Annotated in this window: 19 protein-coding genes; 9 read left to right on the top strand and 10 right to left on the bottom strand. The window is 43.6% G+C overall.

Annotation, left to right across the window (positions count from 1 at the left end):
• Positions 1-679 precede the first annotated feature (679 nt).
• Positions 680-2,014 carry an amino acid permease gene (locus ABWW58_RS09685; RefSeq protein ID WP_445783430.1) on the top strand — a complete coding sequence of 445 codons (1,335 nt, stop codon included), beginning with the start codon at positions 680-682 and terminating at the stop codon, positions 2,012-2,014.
• Positions 2,015-2,267: 253 nt separating this feature from the next.
• Positions 2,268-2,483, top strand: coding sequence for a hypothetical protein (locus ABWW58_RS09680; RefSeq protein WP_353868938.1), 216 nt, complete (start codon positions 2,268-2,270; stop codon positions 2,481-2,483).
• An 87-nt stretch (positions 2,484-2,570) separates the two neighbouring features.
• On the opposite strand, the gene ABWW58_RS09675 is transcribed toward ABWW58_RS09680, so the two are convergent.
• From ABWW58_RS09675 to ABWW58_RS09665, 3 genes are all read right to left on the bottom strand, one after another.
• A complete protein-coding gene (locus ABWW58_RS09675) occupies positions 2,571-3,134 on the bottom strand; it encodes a hypothetical protein (RefSeq protein ID WP_353868937.1) in 564 nt (187 codons plus the stop codon).
• Between the two features lie 398 nt (positions 3,135-3,532).
• Positions 3,533-3,757 carry a type II toxin-antitoxin system RelE/ParE family toxin gene (locus ABWW58_RS09670; protein ID WP_353869082.1) on the bottom strand — a complete coding sequence of 75 codons (225 nt, stop codon included), beginning with the start codon at positions 3,755-3,757 and terminating at the stop codon, positions 3,533-3,535.
• 88 nt (positions 3,758-3,845) lie between these two features.
• Positions 3,846-4,160 carry a type II toxin-antitoxin system RelB/DinJ family antitoxin gene (locus ABWW58_RS09665; protein WP_353868936.1) on the bottom strand — a complete coding sequence of 105 codons (315 nt, stop codon included), beginning with the start codon at positions 4,158-4,160 and terminating at the stop codon, positions 3,846-3,848.
• A gap of 257 nt (positions 4,161-4,417) precedes the next feature.
• Here ABWW58_RS09665 and ABWW58_RS09660 point away from each other — a divergent pair, with 257 nt between their 5' ends.
• From ABWW58_RS09660 to ABWW58_RS09635, 6 genes are all read left to right on the top strand, one after another.
• Entirely contained in the window at positions 4,418-5,389 is a 972-nt protein-coding gene (locus ABWW58_RS09660; RefSeq protein ID WP_353868935.1) for a tRNA dihydrouridine synthase, read from the top strand.
• Positions 5,390-5,685: 296 nt separating this feature from the next.
• Entirely contained in the window at positions 5,686-6,351 is a 666-nt protein-coding gene (locus ABWW58_RS09655) for a hypothetical protein (RefSeq protein ID WP_353868934.1), read from the top strand.
• Complete coding sequence (locus ABWW58_RS09650) at positions 6,308-7,282, top strand: nucleotidyl transferase AbiEii/AbiGii toxin family protein (protein ID WP_353868933.1); 975 nt, start codon at positions 6,308-6,310, stop codon at positions 7,280-7,282. Before ABWW58_RS09655 ends, ABWW58_RS09650 begins: the two co-directional genes overlap by 44 nt.
• A 79-nt stretch (positions 7,283-7,361) precedes the next feature.
• Positions 7,362-8,513 carry an IS200/IS605 family element RNA-guided endonuclease TnpB gene (tnpB, locus tag ABWW58_RS09645; protein WP_353868932.1) on the top strand — a complete coding sequence of 384 codons (1,152 nt, stop codon included), beginning with the start codon at positions 7,362-7,364 and terminating at the stop codon, positions 8,511-8,513.
• 245 nt (positions 8,514-8,758) lie between these two features.
• Complete coding sequence (locus tag ABWW58_RS09640; protein WP_353868931.1) at positions 8,759-9,277, top strand: VanZ family protein; 519 nt, start codon at positions 8,759-8,761, stop codon at positions 9,275-9,277.
• Positions 9,278-9,332: 55 nt separating this feature from the next.
• The gene (locus tag ABWW58_RS09635) at positions 9,333-9,683 is read left to right on the top strand and encodes a DUF2200 domain-containing protein (RefSeq protein ID WP_353868930.1); all 351 of its coding nucleotides are present in this window, start codon (positions 9,333-9,335) and stop codon (positions 9,681-9,683) included.
• A gap of 238 nt (positions 9,684-9,921) precedes the next feature.
• Here the strand turns inward: ABWW58_RS09635 and ABWW58_RS09630 are convergent, their stop codons facing one another.
• The 6 genes from ABWW58_RS09630 to ABWW58_RS09605 all read right to left on the bottom strand — a co-directional run bounded on the left by ABWW58_RS09630 (position 9,922) and on the right by ABWW58_RS09605 (position 13,084).
• Entirely contained in the window at positions 9,922-10,689 is a 768-nt protein-coding gene (locus ABWW58_RS09630) for an ABC transporter permease (protein WP_353868929.1), read from the bottom strand.
• Positions 10,690-11,448: an ABC transporter ATP-binding protein gene (locus tag ABWW58_RS09625; protein ID WP_353868928.1), complete on the bottom strand. Its 759-nt coding sequence runs from the start codon at positions 11,446-11,448 to the stop codon at positions 10,690-10,692.
• Positions 11,427-11,813: a DUF1048 domain-containing protein gene (locus ABWW58_RS09620; RefSeq protein ID WP_353868927.1), complete on the bottom strand. Its 387-nt coding sequence runs from the start codon at positions 11,811-11,813 to the stop codon at positions 11,427-11,429. The genes ABWW58_RS09625 and ABWW58_RS09620 overlap by 22 nt, the downstream gene beginning before the upstream one ends.
• Before the next feature lie 9 nt (positions 11,814-11,822).
• Complete coding sequence (locus ABWW58_RS09615) at positions 11,823-12,170, bottom strand: DUF1048 domain-containing protein (protein ID WP_353868926.1); 348 nt, start codon at positions 12,168-12,170, stop codon at positions 11,823-11,825.
• Positions 12,167-12,475, bottom strand: a complete 309-nt coding sequence (locus ABWW58_RS09610; protein ID WP_353868925.1) for a PadR family transcriptional regulator — start codon at positions 12,473-12,475, stop codon at positions 12,167-12,169. Before ABWW58_RS09610 ends, ABWW58_RS09615 begins: the two co-directional genes overlap by 4 nt.
• A 234-nt stretch (positions 12,476-12,709) precedes the next feature.
• The gene (locus ABWW58_RS09605; protein ID WP_028983575.1) at positions 12,710-13,084 is read right to left on the bottom strand and encodes a MerR family transcriptional regulator; all 375 of its coding nucleotides are present in this window, start codon (positions 13,082-13,084) and stop codon (positions 12,710-12,712) included.
• Between the two features lie 107 nt (positions 13,085-13,191).
• On the opposite strand from ABWW58_RS09605, the gene ABWW58_RS09600 reads away from it, so the two are divergent.
• Positions 13,192-13,950: an SDR family NAD(P)-dependent oxidoreductase gene (locus ABWW58_RS09600; protein WP_353868924.1), complete on the top strand. Its 759-nt coding sequence runs from the start codon at positions 13,192-13,194 to the stop codon at positions 13,948-13,950.
• A 223-nt stretch (positions 13,951-14,173) separates the two neighbouring features.
• Here ABWW58_RS09600 and ABWW58_RS09595 read toward each other — a convergent pair whose 3' ends face one another.
• Entirely contained in the window at positions 14,174-14,701 is a 528-nt protein-coding gene (locus ABWW58_RS09595) for a DUF6143 family protein (RefSeq protein ID WP_353868923.1), read from the bottom strand.
• Positions 14,702-14,825: the final 124 nt, after the last annotated feature.

Below are 14,825 nucleotides of genomic sequence, written 5' to 3'. Positions count from 1 at the left end.
TGATATATTACCACAAACCTCGAAAACGCTAAAACCCGTTGACAAGTTTCCATGGACGCAGACATCAATAATGAGCACTAAGAATATGCCAATTCTTCCATACAGTCTAACCTGTTAAAGGGATTAGCACGTGTTAATAAGATTGCAGGTAAGGCCATTGCGAAGATTCCAATTATTAGCAAATCACAAATTGACGAAGCTCTAATTGAAACTGGGAACAAGCTAGGAAAATATGAATCGGTAAAAATAGAACAGGCAATGAAACAGCTTATAGAAAAGCAGAGCAGCTTCGTGCGCCTTTTCGTTGAAAATATCAATGGAGTCAACAGGCTATATAATCAGCCAACAGAACTCCTTTTTGATAAAGATACTATATACATTGGAGCGGCACAGGAAGCATGAAGTAAAGCTTTTAACGTTTTTTATATATCGTTTAGAAAAACGAGTCACCTATGATGTAATTTCATAGGTGACTCGTTCGCTTTCATGCTTACTCATGACCAGCATTACACGTGTAATGCCGCTCTGACTCGATCATCGGGGAGACATTTCTTTGAATCATTGTTAAAATTGAAGTCGTTGTGTGTTGTCACAATCAATAAAGAAGTATTCAGCAGAAGGGTGAAGTTAGGTGGAGAAAGAGAAGTTACAGAGAGGCCTTAGTGCGCGCCATATTCAGATGATCGCGCTGGGCGGAACGATCGGCGTTGGTTTATTCATGGGCTCAGCGAGTACAATCCAGTGGACGGGCCCGTCCGTGCTGCTTGCTTATGCGATCAGCGGATTGTTTATTTTCTTCATTATGCGAGCGATGGGGGAGATGTTATACGTTGAGCCGAGCACCGGATCATTTGCGAGATTCGGACGCGAGTTTATTCATCCGCTCGCCGGTTATCTGACCGCGTGGAGCAACTGGTTTCAATGGGTCATCGTCGGCATGTCTGAAGTGATCGCCGTAGGAACCTACATGAAGTTCTGGTTTCCGGGGCTGCCGGCCTGGATTCCCAGTGTTCTGGTTGTGATCATTCTCGGTACTGCGAACCTGATTTCTGTCCGTTCGTTCGGTGAATTTGAATTTTGGTTTGCAATGATCAAGGTGGTTACGATTATTTTGATGATTATTGCCGGAATCGGATTGATCTTTTTCGGATTTGGAAATGGGGGACGAGCGATTGGCTTGTCGAATCTATGGGCACACGGCGGTTTTTTTACAAAAGGGTGGTCAGGCTTTTTCTTTTCGCTGTCGCTCGTCGTTGCGGCTTTTCAGGGGGTTGAACTTATCGGCATCACAGCCGGTGAAGCGAAGCATCCGGAAAAAACAATCGTCCGTGCGATTCAGAGCATCATCTGGCGTGTCCTGATTTTTTATATTGGTGCGATCTTTGTGATTGTCACCGTCTACCCGTGGAGTCAGCTTAATGAACTGGGCAGCCCGTTTGTCATTACGTTCGCAAAAATCGGCATTACCGCTGCAGCCGCAATCATTAACTTTGTCATCATTACGGCAGCGATGTCCGGGTGCAACAGCGGTATTTACAGTGCCGGACGGATGCTCTACACGCTGGGTGAATTCGGACAGGCACCCAAATGCTTCAAAAAAGTCTCCGGGAACGGAGTGCCGCTTTTTGGCACGATTGCTGTGCTCATCGGTCTTACTATCGGTGTTGTGCTGAACTTTGTCGCACCGCCGAAAATTTTTGTTTACGTCTACAGTGCGAGTGTCCTTCCGGGGATGGTCCCATGGTTTGTCATCTTGATCAGCCATCTCAGGTTCAGAAAAATAAAAGAAACTGAGTCGCAGAAACATCCGTTTAGAATGCCGCTTGTGCCGTTTTCAAACTATTTGACGATTGTCTTTTTAATCGTTGTATTAATCGGGATGTGGTTCAATCCGGATACACGTCTGTCGCTGATTGTCGGGATTATTTTCCTTTGTCTCGTCGTCGCCAGCTATTATGTTTCCGGCGTTGGCAAACGGGATAATCTGGAAAATGAAGCACGATCCAATCAATAAAAGTCATCTTCGCCAAACAGGTGATCCGATTGATTCAGAAAATGATACGCAATGTTACGGCGGATCGAAGAAGATTTTGAGAAGTTGAGGCGCTGTTTGTCGTGTCACAATATGCCGTTTTCACTCTGAAGGGTACCATCAATGTATCTGTTTTCATTGATTAGTACCTTTTTTTGATACTGTGGTGGAGAGGGAAGAGCTCTACATGATTTGATTTAACTGGTTTCAGCATACTATAAGTATTTAGATCAATATGAGAAAGCTGGAATCCGAGTTTGATACGTCAGTACATGATTTTCCTGACAATCCTTGGAGCTATATCGGCTGGGGAGATTTGTTTTTCTTTGAAGAGAAGAAGGATTATTCTAAGGCACGAGAACGATACGAAAAGGACTTAACCGTTGCTAAGGATCCAATGGATATTGAAGCAATAAAAGAGAGGCTAGATGATTTAAAGAAGGAACGATAATGTTTTTACATGGAAATTGAAATCGCTTATTGTATTTCTACTTCTGATAAGGCACATTTTACATGAGTTAATTGAATTGATCTAATCTTAGTGCAGAATTTTTCTTGATGCATTATGAGCCGCCCGGTAATAAGGATTGTGGCGTTTTAATTCTTTCGTCATGAGTTCAAAAGTCAGCTTTATTTGTGGGTGCAATGAAAGAAATGTATTTTTTGAGAATATAATTTTCTCAATAATAGGATTCAAACGATTTTTTTCTGCTGAGACGATCGTTAAGTCTTCAGGATGGACAAAATCACTGAATAGGATGACGTGATCAGGCTTTTGATGCTTTTGTTTTATTACTGCGAATAGTGTCTGAATTGCAAACCAAATGGCTGCATACTCAGCATAGGAATTCTGTTTTTTGAAGAGCTGAGCATAATGCTTTCTTGACTTAACAATCACTTCGCCTTGGCCTACAAAACACGAGGCTAGCCCAAAAATGCCACTGGAATTAAGTTCGGATGCATCGACAAATATGAAAAGTGTATCTGTACTCCATTTAAAGTTCTCCGAACGCTGCCTTGCTTTAGCGCTGGGCACAGCAAAGGTATTCAAGAAAACTTGTTGTCTGTTATTTGCTTCATAATGACGATTGATAGGCCGCATATGGGGCAATCACCTCAATGAATGTGTATTTATCGTACATATCTGATAACTATTGATCAACCGAAAAATTGAAAGTGGCCTGCTGATGTTTTTGATTTAAAAGCATCAGGATCGTATTGGTCTATACATTGATAAAAAGATCCTGAGTAGCGCACATGTACCAAGTCAAGTAATCAGCCAATTAAAGGTGACAAAATCAGACGAAATGATTCTTGTCCTTGCGGCAACGAACAAAGGATAAGAAATGCTGTGGAAAGTAAGGTGAACGCCACTGCATGGAAAAAACGTGAATCAGTTTTAAAACGCATACAGAAAGGATATTCGCAGTGAAATATGTTTATTTGCACGCGCTTCATACGTTTGATCACATCGTAGTTATCCTTTACAGTTTTTTAACCTTATCGCAGCTGCGCCGCATTATCACGTCTGCTATACATAATACGGACGATTGCCACGGTTTTCAGCGGTTCCACGGTCAGATAAAAGACAAGATAGTTATCCACGGGTAAGATACGAAGACCTTTGCTATGCCATGGCTCCTTATCGTAAAGGGAAAAACGAAACGGCATCTCATCCAGCTTTGAGGCCGCATTCATGATACGTTGAATTTGTTTTCTCGCAATTTCAGGATTCAGCAGTCAGATGGCGATATATGTGTAAATGCTGTTTAAATCTCGTTCCGCATGCACGGTATATACAATCTTCCACTGCTCATTTCCCATAATCCTGCCTCATCTTCTCGGCTACGCGCTCTGCCGATGTAATTCTCCCGGTGTTCAGATCGGCTAGTCCTTTTTCAATTTCATCGTTAAATGACTTTTCATCGAGCGATCCGAAAGTGAGTGGTTTGTTTTCGGGCAGTTTTATATCGAAGGGGATCCCGCGCTGCAGCACGACCTGACGCAGAAAAAGACTGATCGCGTTGGACATGGGAATCCCGAGCTGCTTCAGAACCTGCTCAGCCTGCTCCTTAAGTTCAGGTTCAATACGGGCGAAAACGTTTGATGTTCTTGTCAACTGAAACACCTCCTCTATCACAATTATATTCAATTGTATTGCAATGTGCAATCATAGTACGAAATGAGCATATGTCCTCTGTTTTACGAATCTCCCTGCTGGCACTTCTCCTCTGCTTTTCCCTTCGCATCTTCTAAAAATTATAATAGCCAAAATGTATGCCATTTGATTTAAACTACTTAATCATGCTATAAGTGTTAAGAAAGTAATTTTTGGGATAAAGATTCTGGACGAGTATCCCATAATGTGAGGATTTGAAGTTAACGATGAATACTAATTTTTGGCGTGATTTACCACGACCTTTTTTTATACTGGCACCGATGGAAGAGGTGACGGATGTTGTTTTCCGCCATGTCGTGAGTGCGGCAGCTAGGCCTGATGTGTTTTTTACAGAGTTTACAAACACGGATAGTTATTGTCATCCAGAGGGGATTCAAAGTGTGCGTGGGCGTTTAACGTTTACGGAGGATGAACAGCCGCTTGTCGCCCAAATATGGGGGGATAAACCGGAACACTTTCGGCAGATGAGTATGGGTCTGGCGAAGCAAGGGTTTCGCGGTGTGGATATCAATATGGGATGCCCAGTGCCTAATGTGACGGCGAATGGAAAGGGAAGCGGCCTTATCTTGCGTCCCGAAGTCGCAGCCGATTTAATTCAGGCGACAAAGGCAGGGGGACTACCTGTCAGTGTGAAGACAAGGCTCGGTTACTTAGATGTTGACGAATGGCGGGACTGGCTGACACATGTGTTGAAACAGGATATTGCGAATCTGACCATTCATCTGCGTACACGAAAGGAAATGAGCAAGGTAGACGCACACTGGGAACTGATTCCGGAGATTATGAAACTTCGCGATCAGGTTGCACCGGAAACACTTTTGACGATCAATGGCGATGTGTCTGACCGTCAAACCGGCTTGAAGCTCGCTGAACACTATGGCGTAGATGGGCTAATGATTGGGCGCGGTATTTTTGCGAATCCATTTGCTTTTGAAAAGGAACCAAAGGATCATAATAGTCAGGAACTGCTCGATCTCTTGAGGCTGCATCTGGATCTCTATGATCAGTATTCGGAAAAATTAGAGTTGCGTCCGTTTACTGCACTCCATCGCTTTTTTAAGATCTATGTCCGCGGTTTTCGTGGGGCAAGTGAATTAAGAAATCAATTAATGAGCACAAAGTCAACAGATGAAGTGCGTGCACTGCTTGATCACTTTGATCAGCAACAAGATCGGTAAATAACTCAATAACAGCAAACATCTCATCAAATTGTTTTCTCGATCCAAACAAATTCTCTTTCAAACTCCTGTTCTTTTCACCCTCAATTGGGTGGATTTGCGGAAAAGCGCACAAGCAAAGGCGTCTATCCTTTTAAAAAACATGGCTTCCAAAGAACTTTTCGAGCGTTATTTTCACATGACTAGCTACATTATTTAACTCTAAATAGAAATGCGTGTAAATTCATAACGAGATTATGCGAAATGTTTATAAAAACGTTATAATCGGTTATACTGGTCATAAGGAGCTGTGCGATATGGACTTTCAAAAGTATCTAGAGCGTCATTTCGCTTATGAGGAGCCAATTTTGACTGAAGAGCTCAGGGATAAACTAACGATTAATCCGAATACGCTTCGGCAGAACTTGAAAAAGGCGGCAGATGAAGGGTACATTGTTCGTTATGCCTTAAAAAATGGTATTTACTATAGACCAAACCCAGAAGCCGTCTTTCGCTCAACGCTAAGTCTTTACTCGGTTATTAAAAAGAAATACCTATTTGACTCAACCAATCATCGAATAGGGTATGTGACGGGTTTGTCGTTTGCGAACGAACTTGGATTAACCACCCAAAATGCGCTCGCTTATGAAATTGTTACTAATAAGGAAAAAATGCGTTCAAGAAAAGTTATCTATGGCAAAAGCAGTGTATTTTTGATGAAACCTAAACGAGTTGTTACTGCTCGGAATTATAAGTTGCTGCAAATTTTTGATCTGATTGGCAGTTTTGACAATTACAGTGAGCGATCACTTGAAGACTCAATGGGCAAATGCTTAGATTATTTACAGGATCTGAATAGTTCTTGGGAGGAAATTAAGATGTATCTATCCGCCTATCCGGAACGTGATCAATTGGCCATATACAGGAGTGACCTAGTCTATGAACTTGCATCAAAACAAAGAGCTTTTCAAGGAAGTCATTAACGCAGTATCTGAGTACTCCGGACTAAAAGGCTCTATAATCGAGAAGGACTATTATGTATCCCTATTGCTTGAGCGAATTAAGATGAATTATCCGCAAATTGTGTTTAAGGGTGGTACATCTCTGAGTAAGTGTTATCACTTAATTAATCGTTTTTCCGAAGATATTGATCTTAATTTTCAACAGGATGTCGAAAAAACGAGAGCAGAGAAACGCAGGCTGAAACAAGCAATCATTGGTTCCGCAAATGAAATTGGTATGTGTCTCAAGAATGAAGCTGAACTTAAAAGTAGAAGAGATTTCAATCGATATCAAATCGTTTATCCCAGTGTAACAGAGTCTGATCTCCAAAAAGTCATTTACGTCGAGACCTATGTTCTGCTAGAATCCTTTCCTACAAATGAAATGCAGGTGACAAATTACATTCTTGACTATTTGACTGAGAAACATCAGGGTGTGTTTATCGAAAAATATGAAATGAATGTGTTTCGTATACAGGTTCAAAGCATTGAACGTACATTCATTGATAAGCTGTTTGCACTATGTGACTATGCTATTGATGGAAAGTATATGCGAAATTCTCGGCATCTTTATGATCTTCATATGATCTATACGGCGTACAAAGATCGATTAACCAGTGACAAAATTAAGCCCCTATTTAAACAGGTAGCCAAAGAACGTATAAAAAGTAACCATGCATATTCAGCAATGAAGGGCTTTAAGCTGCTTGAAGCTTGTAGAACGATAACGAATGAGGATCATTTTAAAGCAGACTATGAGGGAACAAGCAATGTCCAATTGTTTCTTCCAGGTGAATCAACAATCAGCTATTGGACGGTAAAGAATACTTTTAATGAAGTCATTCTGTCTGGAATTATTCCAGTAGTCATTGATTTCCTGCGTCCGCACACTCGTGACTTCAGTCATGAGTAAGGACGCCCTTCTTTTGTAAAAAACGAACATTTGTGCTATATTTAAGATAACCATTTTTTACAAAAAAGGAGGAACGGCTGTGCTCATCCAAAAGGCGTTTAAGTTTCGGCTTTTCCCTACGGAAGAACAAGCCGTTCAAATCAATAAGTCCATTGGATGCAGCCGGTTTGTCTACAATCATTTTTTAGACTGTTGGGAAAAGACCTATAAACAAACCGGGAAGGGCTTAACCTATAACACCTGCAGTAAAGCCCTGACGCAGCTCAAAGCCGAGCTGCCTTGGCTCAAAGAGCCGGATAAGTTTGCCTTACAGAATAGCTTAAAGAACCTTTCCAAGGCTTATGACCGGTTCTTTAAAAAACAAGCCAAGCATCCTCGCTTTAAGAGTAAAAAGAATCCGAATCAGGCGTATAAGACCTGCTTCACCAATCACAATATTGAGGTGACGGATCAAACAATCAAACTTCCTAAACTGGGCTGGGTGCGTTACGCCCGCTCTCGTCAGGTGAAAGGACGCCTTTTATCTGCCTTTATCAGGCATGTGCCAAGCGGCAAGTATTTTATTTCGCTCGTTGCGGAAACGGAAGTAAAAGAACATCCGAAAACCGGCAAAGCAGTCGGCATTGACTTAGGGTTGCTGGACTTCATGACTTTGTCTACCGGAGAAAAAATCACCAATCCCAAGTTTGGGCGTTCCGTGGAACAAAAGCTTCGCCGTGAGCAGCGAAAGCTGGCCCATCGCTACGAGGGAGCGAAAAAGCGAATCCTAAAACAAAAGAATCTAACCTTAATGGATGCGCGCAACTATCAGAAACAAAAGATTAAGGTTGCTCGTCTTAAAGAAAAAATCAGTAACCGTAAGACAGATTTTTTACATCAATGGTCCACGAAACTGGTCAAAAATCACGACCAGTTAGTGGTCGAAGACCTCAACGTCAAAGGGTTACTAAAAAACCATCATTTAGCCAAAACCATTAGTGAGGTCAGTTGGGCAGAATTTGTGCGTCAACTCACGTACAAAGCTCAATGGTATGGCAAAACACTGATAAAAATAGATCGCTTCTTTCCCTCTAGCCAGAGGTGTGCCACTTGCGGGCACCAGGATGGAAAGAAAGCGCTTCACATCCGGAAATGGGACTGCCCGCAATGCGGGGCTCACCACGATCGAGATGTCAATGCAGCTCTCAACATCTTGCATGAAGGGCTAAAAAAGCCCTCAATTGGGGGCTGAATAAAAGCTAAGAACCGTCGGAACGACGGGGTTCGCCTGCTCAAAGAAATGAGCCGCTACCCAATGATAAGTCGTGTTGGGCAAGCTTATTGTTCGCAGGAACTTTTGATTGAGAGATCAGAAGCCCGCGACTTTAGTCGTGGGAGGTTCACTGAATGGAGAGGCTGAATAAATGAATAATCCTGCCTCAAAATCAGCAAGAAGCTTGCGATACCATAAAAGGAATCAGTTAGACGCGTGGTGATGTGAAATTGGAAAAACAAAAGATACTTACACTCCTGTTATTTACTATTTACTTTCTGGCATTAACTTGGTTGATTCTCTTCAAACTACAGTTTTCGATCCCAGATCATGTAGGACGAGTCATTAATCTTGTTCCGCTTCTGGGGTCTTTTGATGACAACGGTACCCTCCGTTTCAGCGAAATTAGAGCTAACATTCTCGCCTTTATACCTTTGGGAATCTATATTTGTATGATTAAAACCTCGTGGCCCTTCGTGAAAAAGATGCTTACAATTGTTGGCTTGACTTTTGTCTATGAACTCATACAGTTTATTTTCGCAATCGGCAGAACCGACATCACTGACCTGCTTAGTAACACGCTCGGCGGAATTATCGGGATTGGCGTTTATGCCTTGCTGTCCAAGGTCCTGAAAGACAGGACCAATCAGATTATCAATGGACTTGCCGCGGTTTTCACCATTGCGGCGTTATTACTTGTCGCTTTGCTCTTGATCAGTCACCGGTGGGTGATGATAAGGTAGTTATCGGCAGCACACAGTGGAGTGTGTAATAGGAAGCGAAAGGGAGTGACACTTTATGAAAAACGAGCGTGTATACAAAATGGCATTTTCAAGAGTCTATCCGCTCTATATTCAAAAGGCGGAGCGAAAAGGGCGATCCAAAGCCGATGTAGATGCTGTGATTTGCTGGTTGACGGGTTATGACGACTCAGGTCTTGCGGAGCAAATTGACAAGAACGCTGATTTTGAAACGTTCTTCATCGATGCGCCGCAAATCAACCCCAATGCGTCCAAAATCAAGGGTGTGATTTGTGGGTATCGTGTCGAGGAAATCGAAGACTCACTCATGCAGAAAATTCGTTGGCTTGACAAACTGGTTGACGAATTGGCGAAAGGCAAGTCAATGGAGAAGATTTTAAGAAGCTGAGGGTGAATGGTATCTATGCCGCCCAAAACGACGGGACTTAAATCAATGCTATATACTGACTTGTTCCCGCAAACGGGACAGTGCTTTTTTTCTCTGCTTATGCTCACCATAGGTTTCTGAGAGACTGGGGAAAGTTAAAAGGAAGGCAAAAATCAAGCTCAAAATGCAGTCTTAAGCTTGATTTTTATAGATGAAGGTAGTGGTCTGCACTTCTGTCCAGAGATGCAATTCACAATTTTTACACCCGTTTTTTATATGTGCGTATCGCGAAGATATAGGCTACAAAAATGATGCCAAAGCACCATGTAAGTGCAACCCAAATCTCATTGCCGACCGGTTGACTGGACAATAGCGCACGGATCGCATCCACGATTGCGGTCACCGGCTGGTTTTCGGCGAAGGCGCGAACAGCAGGCGGCATCGATTCGGTGGGCACAAACGCTGAGCTGATGAACGGCAGGAAAATAATCGGATAGGAGAAGGCGCTTGCACCATCCACCGATTTTGCGGACAGGCCGGCAATCACTGCGATCCAAGTTAGGGCCAGTGTAAACAAGGCGAGTATACCGGCTACGGCAAGCCATGAGAGCACTCCTGCCGACGAGCGAAAGCCCATAATGAGCGCAACGAAAATAATGATGGCAACCGAAATTGCGTTGGATATCAGTGAGGTCAGGACATGTCCCCAAAGTGCGGCCGAACGCGCAATCGGCATGGAGTTGAACCGTTCGAAAATGCCTCTTTGCATATCCATAAACAGGCGATAAGCCGTATAAGAAATCCCAGTCGCAATCGCGATCAGCAAGATGCCGGGCAGCAGGTAATTCACATAGTTGTTCGTACCGGTCTTGATGGCGCCGCCGAATACATAGACGAACAGCAGCATAAATGCGATTGGCATGATCGTGACCGTGATGATGGTGTCCATGCTGCGGATGATATGGCGCATCGAACGTCCAAGCATGACCCCCATGTCGCTGAAAAAGTGGTTCTTTACAGTTTCCATTTATTTTGCCTCCTTCTTGCCGATGATTGTGAGGAAGATTTCCTCCAGGCTCGGCTGTTTTTCAATATAGTCAACCTTTGCGGGCGGAAACAGCTTTTTCAGTTCTTCGAGCGTACCGCTCACGATAATTTTCCCCTTGTGCAGAATCGCGATTTGATTGGCAAGCTGCTCGGCTTCCTCAAGATACTGCGTGGTCAGGAATACCGTTGTGCCGCTGTTCGCAAGTTCTTTGACCGCGTTCCAAACCTCAATGCGCGCTTCGGGGTCAAGCCCGGTGGTTGGTTCGTCGAGAAAGATGAGCTGCGGGTTCCCGACAAGGCTCATGGCAATATCGAGTCTGCGACGCATACCACCTGAATAAGTAGAGGCTCTGCGATCGGCGGCATCGACCAAACCGAAGCGTTTCAGCAAATCATCTACCACCTGACGCGGATTTTTCAGATGACGCAGTCTGGCGATCATGATCAGATTTTCCCGTCCGGTCAAAATTTCATCTACGGCGGCAAATTGTCCGGTCAGGCTGATCGACTGCCGCACCTTTTCGGGTTTTGCCGTTACATCACAGCCGTTGACGGTGGCGGTTCCTCCATCTGGCTTGAGCAGCGTGGCGAGTATTTTGACAATCGTTGATTTGCCCGCGCCATTGGAACCAAGCAGGGCGAAAATGCTGCCTTTTTCTACCTCAAAATCTACGCACTTTAGGACTTGGAGTTTCTTATAGGACTTTTGCAGCTCTTTTACTTGGATTGCCTTTTCCATCCTGATCGCCCACTTTTACTTTTTTTGTCCGTAACTTTTTTCATCGCCTTGCTGACTTCTTGATTAACGGCTTCTTGATAGATGTCAGCGCTCGTTTTTGAACCTTTGATCAGATCATCGCAAAAAGCCGCCACATCACTGCCCGTCACTTTGAGCACGTCTTTTTCCAATGACGCTCCCTCTTCAAAAAGATCGACAATTCCCGAGAGTAAGCCCGTACTGTCGGTAAGTTCAACCGGGCCGACTTTAAAGAGGTATTTTTGAATTTCTTTATAAACAATCTGATAATCTTTCGGGAGTGCTTTGACACGCGCCATGTGAGCCCGCCACTCTTTTTTGCCTTGAATGATATCCTGTATACTCATTTTATCCTCCTATTTACTTAACTTTTTGGCGATATTATTATTGAGTTGCCGGCGCCACTTGTCGCGAAAAGACCTTGCGCCTTCTTCACCGGCTAGTGCTGAACAGAACCCTTTGATATCATCACCCAAAACCCCTTGAACGCTTTGACCGTCCACCGCCGTCTCCTCGAGAAGACCAAGCACACCATCAAGAATTGGCATTAGGTTGCGACCGGTGAAATCGGAGTGCGACCAAAGATTGGTCTTAATTTGTTCCCATGCCGCTTGGTAATCAGCCGGCAGTTTTTTGGCTCGCGCTTCAAAAGCTTTCATTTCTTTAGTCATGTCGCTGCCGGTGACCTTTTCCCAAAAATTCATTGCTTTCTCTCCTTCAACTCATTCATTTTTGATGATACGAACGCCCATCTTTCCCAGAACCTCCGCAGTTTCTCGCGCCCCGCGTCATTGAGCACGAAAAACTTGCGCGGCGGTCCCATATCAGATCGTTTTTTTTCTGTGTTCACGAGTTTATTTTTCTCAAGCCGCACCAAAATGGTGTAGACAGTGCCTTCCACAACATCGGTGAAGCCGAGCGCGTTCAGCCGCCGTGTGATTTCGTACCCGTAGGTTTCTCCGCGGTTTATAAGTTCAAGAACACAGCCTTCAAGCACGCCTTTGAGCATTTCCGTTAGGTTTTCCAGTATAATCACCTTCGCTATTTAGTATGACTGGTATGAAGTATCACTTACTACTGCTATATAGTAATACGCAATAGCTGCTTTGTCAACTCGATCATGCTTTCTCATAATAGGAAAAAGGATGGGGGGAGAAGCTGTCCAAAATGATTCTGGAAAATAAGTCGTTATGAATCTGAATAAATTTAGCATCTCGGATTCTTCAAAGAATGATTAGCCGCATTAAATTAACTTTTTTTCAACAGGAATCACATGAGTGCGGTATTTTTCTATTTTTTCGCTTAAACTGCGCTCGGCTGCTTGTAAGCCGGAAATATGTTCTTGAAGTTTCAGCAATTCGTTAGTGAGTAGTTCAATTCTGCTTTCAATGGAACCCTCTCCTTCTTTGAACAATGAGATATAGTGCACTAAGGTTTTGATTGAGACGTTGGCTCCTCTCATTTGTTTCGCAAAGAATAGCCACTCGATATCTGTTTCCTCGAATATTCTTACTTCGTTTTTATCGCGCTTAATCGGTGGAACGATATTAAGTTTTTCATAGTAACGTATCGTTGATTTAGGCAATCCCGTCTTTTGGCTCGCTTCATTGATGTTCATCATGTTCCTCCGCTCTAGTAAACTTTTCTCTTGCATTAAACCTTACTTTAAGGTGTACGTTGAATTCAATCAAGAACTAAGTTCACAAAAGAAAAGAGGATTTTAGTATGGTGGAAAACGTACAAAAGACAGTTGCAATCGTTACAGGAGCATCCAGTGGAATCGGGCGAGCAATTGCTAAGAATTTAGCTGCGACAGGAAGTAAAGTTGTTCTGGTCGCTCGTCGTAAGCAAAGATTAAATGACTTAGCGACTGAAATTGAGAAAGCAAATGGGCAAGCGTTGCCCATCGAAGCGGATCTCACGTCTAATGATGAAGCAATCCGGGTCGTTAACGAAACGATTGATAAACTTGGCACGCTGGATATTCTGGTTAATGCCGCAGGTGTTATGCTTAACGGAGATTCAATTGAAACGCCGGTGAAGGATTGGGATGCGATGGTCAATATTAATCTTCGCGGTCTAATGTATCTGACTAAAGCTGCTTTGCCGCACCTAAAAGAGAGTGCTCAAAAGAGTGACAGGAAAGTTAGTGATGTTGTCAATATTTCTTCAGTTGCCGGGCGTTTTGCGGCTTCTCAGGTTGCGATTTATTCGGCAACTAAATTTGCTGTAACTGCTGCTACAGAAGCTTGGCGACAAGAATATACGCATCAACATATACGCTTTACGGTTATTGAACCAGGAAAAACAGCAACCGAACTTTTTGACCATCGAGTTGGCGAAAATGAGGCATTCGAAAAGATGTTTGGCAAGGTTGAGGAACTGCAAGCCAATGATATTGCGAATACGGTTCATTTCATCGTGACGAGTCCTCGGCGAATGGCGATCAACGAAGTGGTCATTCGGCCGACGGATCAAGCCTGATATAAATAAACTGCTCCAGGATCCCTTTGCCGAGATCCTGGAGCTTTTAATGCTTTTGAAAAAAATTCAGAATCGCACACTTTGCATCTTGCTCCATTAAAGGACTCATGAAGCTTCACCGATGATGACGCTCCTTCCCTAGTCACGTTTGAAAAGGAACCTCCTGAATCACAGAGAATCATTTGATCATTGCCGCAATGACCCCTGCACATTCGTCCGTAACTTATACACACGGTTCTTCCCACCAGCCGAATGCAATTCGCCCCAGAATCTTTTCGTTACTTGTTTCCGGGGGAAGACAGTTTATTAGAAAATTACCGCCTGGAGGGCAGATGAATTTCCCATCTTCCTCCGACACGATGGTTGTTTCGGCAGGACAACGGCGTCCGAATATGAGCGTTCCGCCTGTAGGCTCCGTATCGACGTTTTCCGCATATAAAAACTGAACTCTTGGCTTGGGCAAAGGATGTATTGCCGTGTTTGCCGGGCTTTGCATATCCGTCAGCTTCGCCGTTCCCGATACCGCTGTATTCAGCCAGACTTGAAAAGAAAAGGGAATTTCGGTAACGTTGCCGACGGTAAAAACATTTACAAAGAGTAAAACTCCGGAATTGGGAGGGTTGAACAGCCCAGCCCATGCATAGTTATTTTCGCCAAATTGCTCGCGGCTCAATCCGGCGAAGTAGTTGCCCCGAAGGGATTGGTATAATGGCATTGTACAGGACGGTAGCTGGCAAGGCTTATTGAACATCGATATTCTCCCTTTCTACGACACTTCTCTTCACACATGATTATGCAAGTTATTGGGAAAACGTGAAGTCAATCCTGGAACGAGAAAAGGCGCCTTACCCGTTTTTAATTGATTTGTTCCTAGA

Origin of the sequence: Sporolactobacillus caesalpiniae (assembly GCF_040513385.1) — a bacterium.
Lineage (GTDB): Bacteria > Bacillota > Bacilli > Bacillales > Sporolactobacillaceae > Sporolactobacillus.
The sequence above is the reverse complement of the archived record's forward strand: the minus strand, read 5'-3'. Positions and strand labels throughout refer to the sequence as shown.

Excerpts from the sequence above, each read along its gene's own strand:
- ABWW58_RS09685 (WP_445783430.1), top strand. The coding sequence starts at position 680 with ATGATCGCGCTGGGCGGAACGATCGGCGTTGGTTTATTCATGGGCTCA.
- ABWW58_RS09680 (WP_353868938.1), top strand. The coding sequence starts at position 2,268 with ATGAGAAAGCTGGAATCCGAGTTTGATACGTCAGTACATGATTTTCCT.
- ABWW58_RS09675 (WP_353868937.1), bottom strand. The coding sequence starts at position 3,134 with ATGCGGCCTATCAATCGTCATTATGAAGCAAATAACAGACAACAAGTT.
- ABWW58_RS09660 (WP_353868935.1), top strand. The coding sequence starts at position 4,418 with ATGAATACTAATTTTTGGCGTGATTTACCACGACCTTTTTTTATACTG.
- ABWW58_RS09655 (WP_353868934.1), top strand. The coding sequence starts at position 5,686 with ATGGACTTTCAAAAGTATCTAGAGCGTCATTTCGCTTATGAGGAGCCA.
- ABWW58_RS09650 (WP_353868933.1), top strand. The coding sequence starts at position 6,308 with ATGAACTTGCATCAAAACAAAGAGCTTTTCAAGGAAGTCATTAACGCA.
- ABWW58_RS09635 (WP_353868930.1), top strand. The coding sequence starts at position 9,333 with ATGAAAAACGAGCGTGTATACAAAATGGCATTTTCAAGAGTCTATCCG.
- ABWW58_RS09630 (WP_353868929.1), bottom strand. The coding sequence starts at position 10,689 with ATGGAAACTGTAAAGAACCACTTTTTCAGCGACATGGGGGTCATGCTT.
- ABWW58_RS09625 (WP_353868928.1), bottom strand. The coding sequence starts at position 11,448 with ATGGAAAAGGCAATCCAAGTAAAAGAGCTGCAAAAGTCCTATAAGAAA.
- ABWW58_RS09620 (WP_353868927.1), bottom strand. The coding sequence starts at position 11,813 with ATGAGTATACAGGATATCATTCAAGGCAAAAAAGAGTGGCGGGCTCAC.
- ABWW58_RS09615 (WP_353868926.1), bottom strand. The coding sequence starts at position 12,170 with ATGAATTTTTGGGAAAAGGTCACCGGCAGCGACATGACTAAAGAAATG.
- ABWW58_RS09610 (WP_353868925.1), bottom strand. The coding sequence starts at position 12,475 with ATGCTCAAAGGCGTGCTTGAAGGCTGTGTTCTTGAACTTATAAACCGC.
- ABWW58_RS09605 (WP_028983575.1), bottom strand. The coding sequence starts at position 13,084 with ATGAACATCAATGAAGCGAGCCAAAAGACGGGATTGCCTAAATCAACG.
- ABWW58_RS09600 (WP_353868924.1), top strand. The coding sequence starts at position 13,192 with ATGGTGGAAAACGTACAAAAGACAGTTGCAATCGTTACAGGAGCATCC.
- ABWW58_RS09595 (WP_353868923.1), bottom strand. The coding sequence starts at position 14,701 with ATGTTCAATAAGCCTTGCCAGCTACCGTCCTGTACAATGCCATTATAC.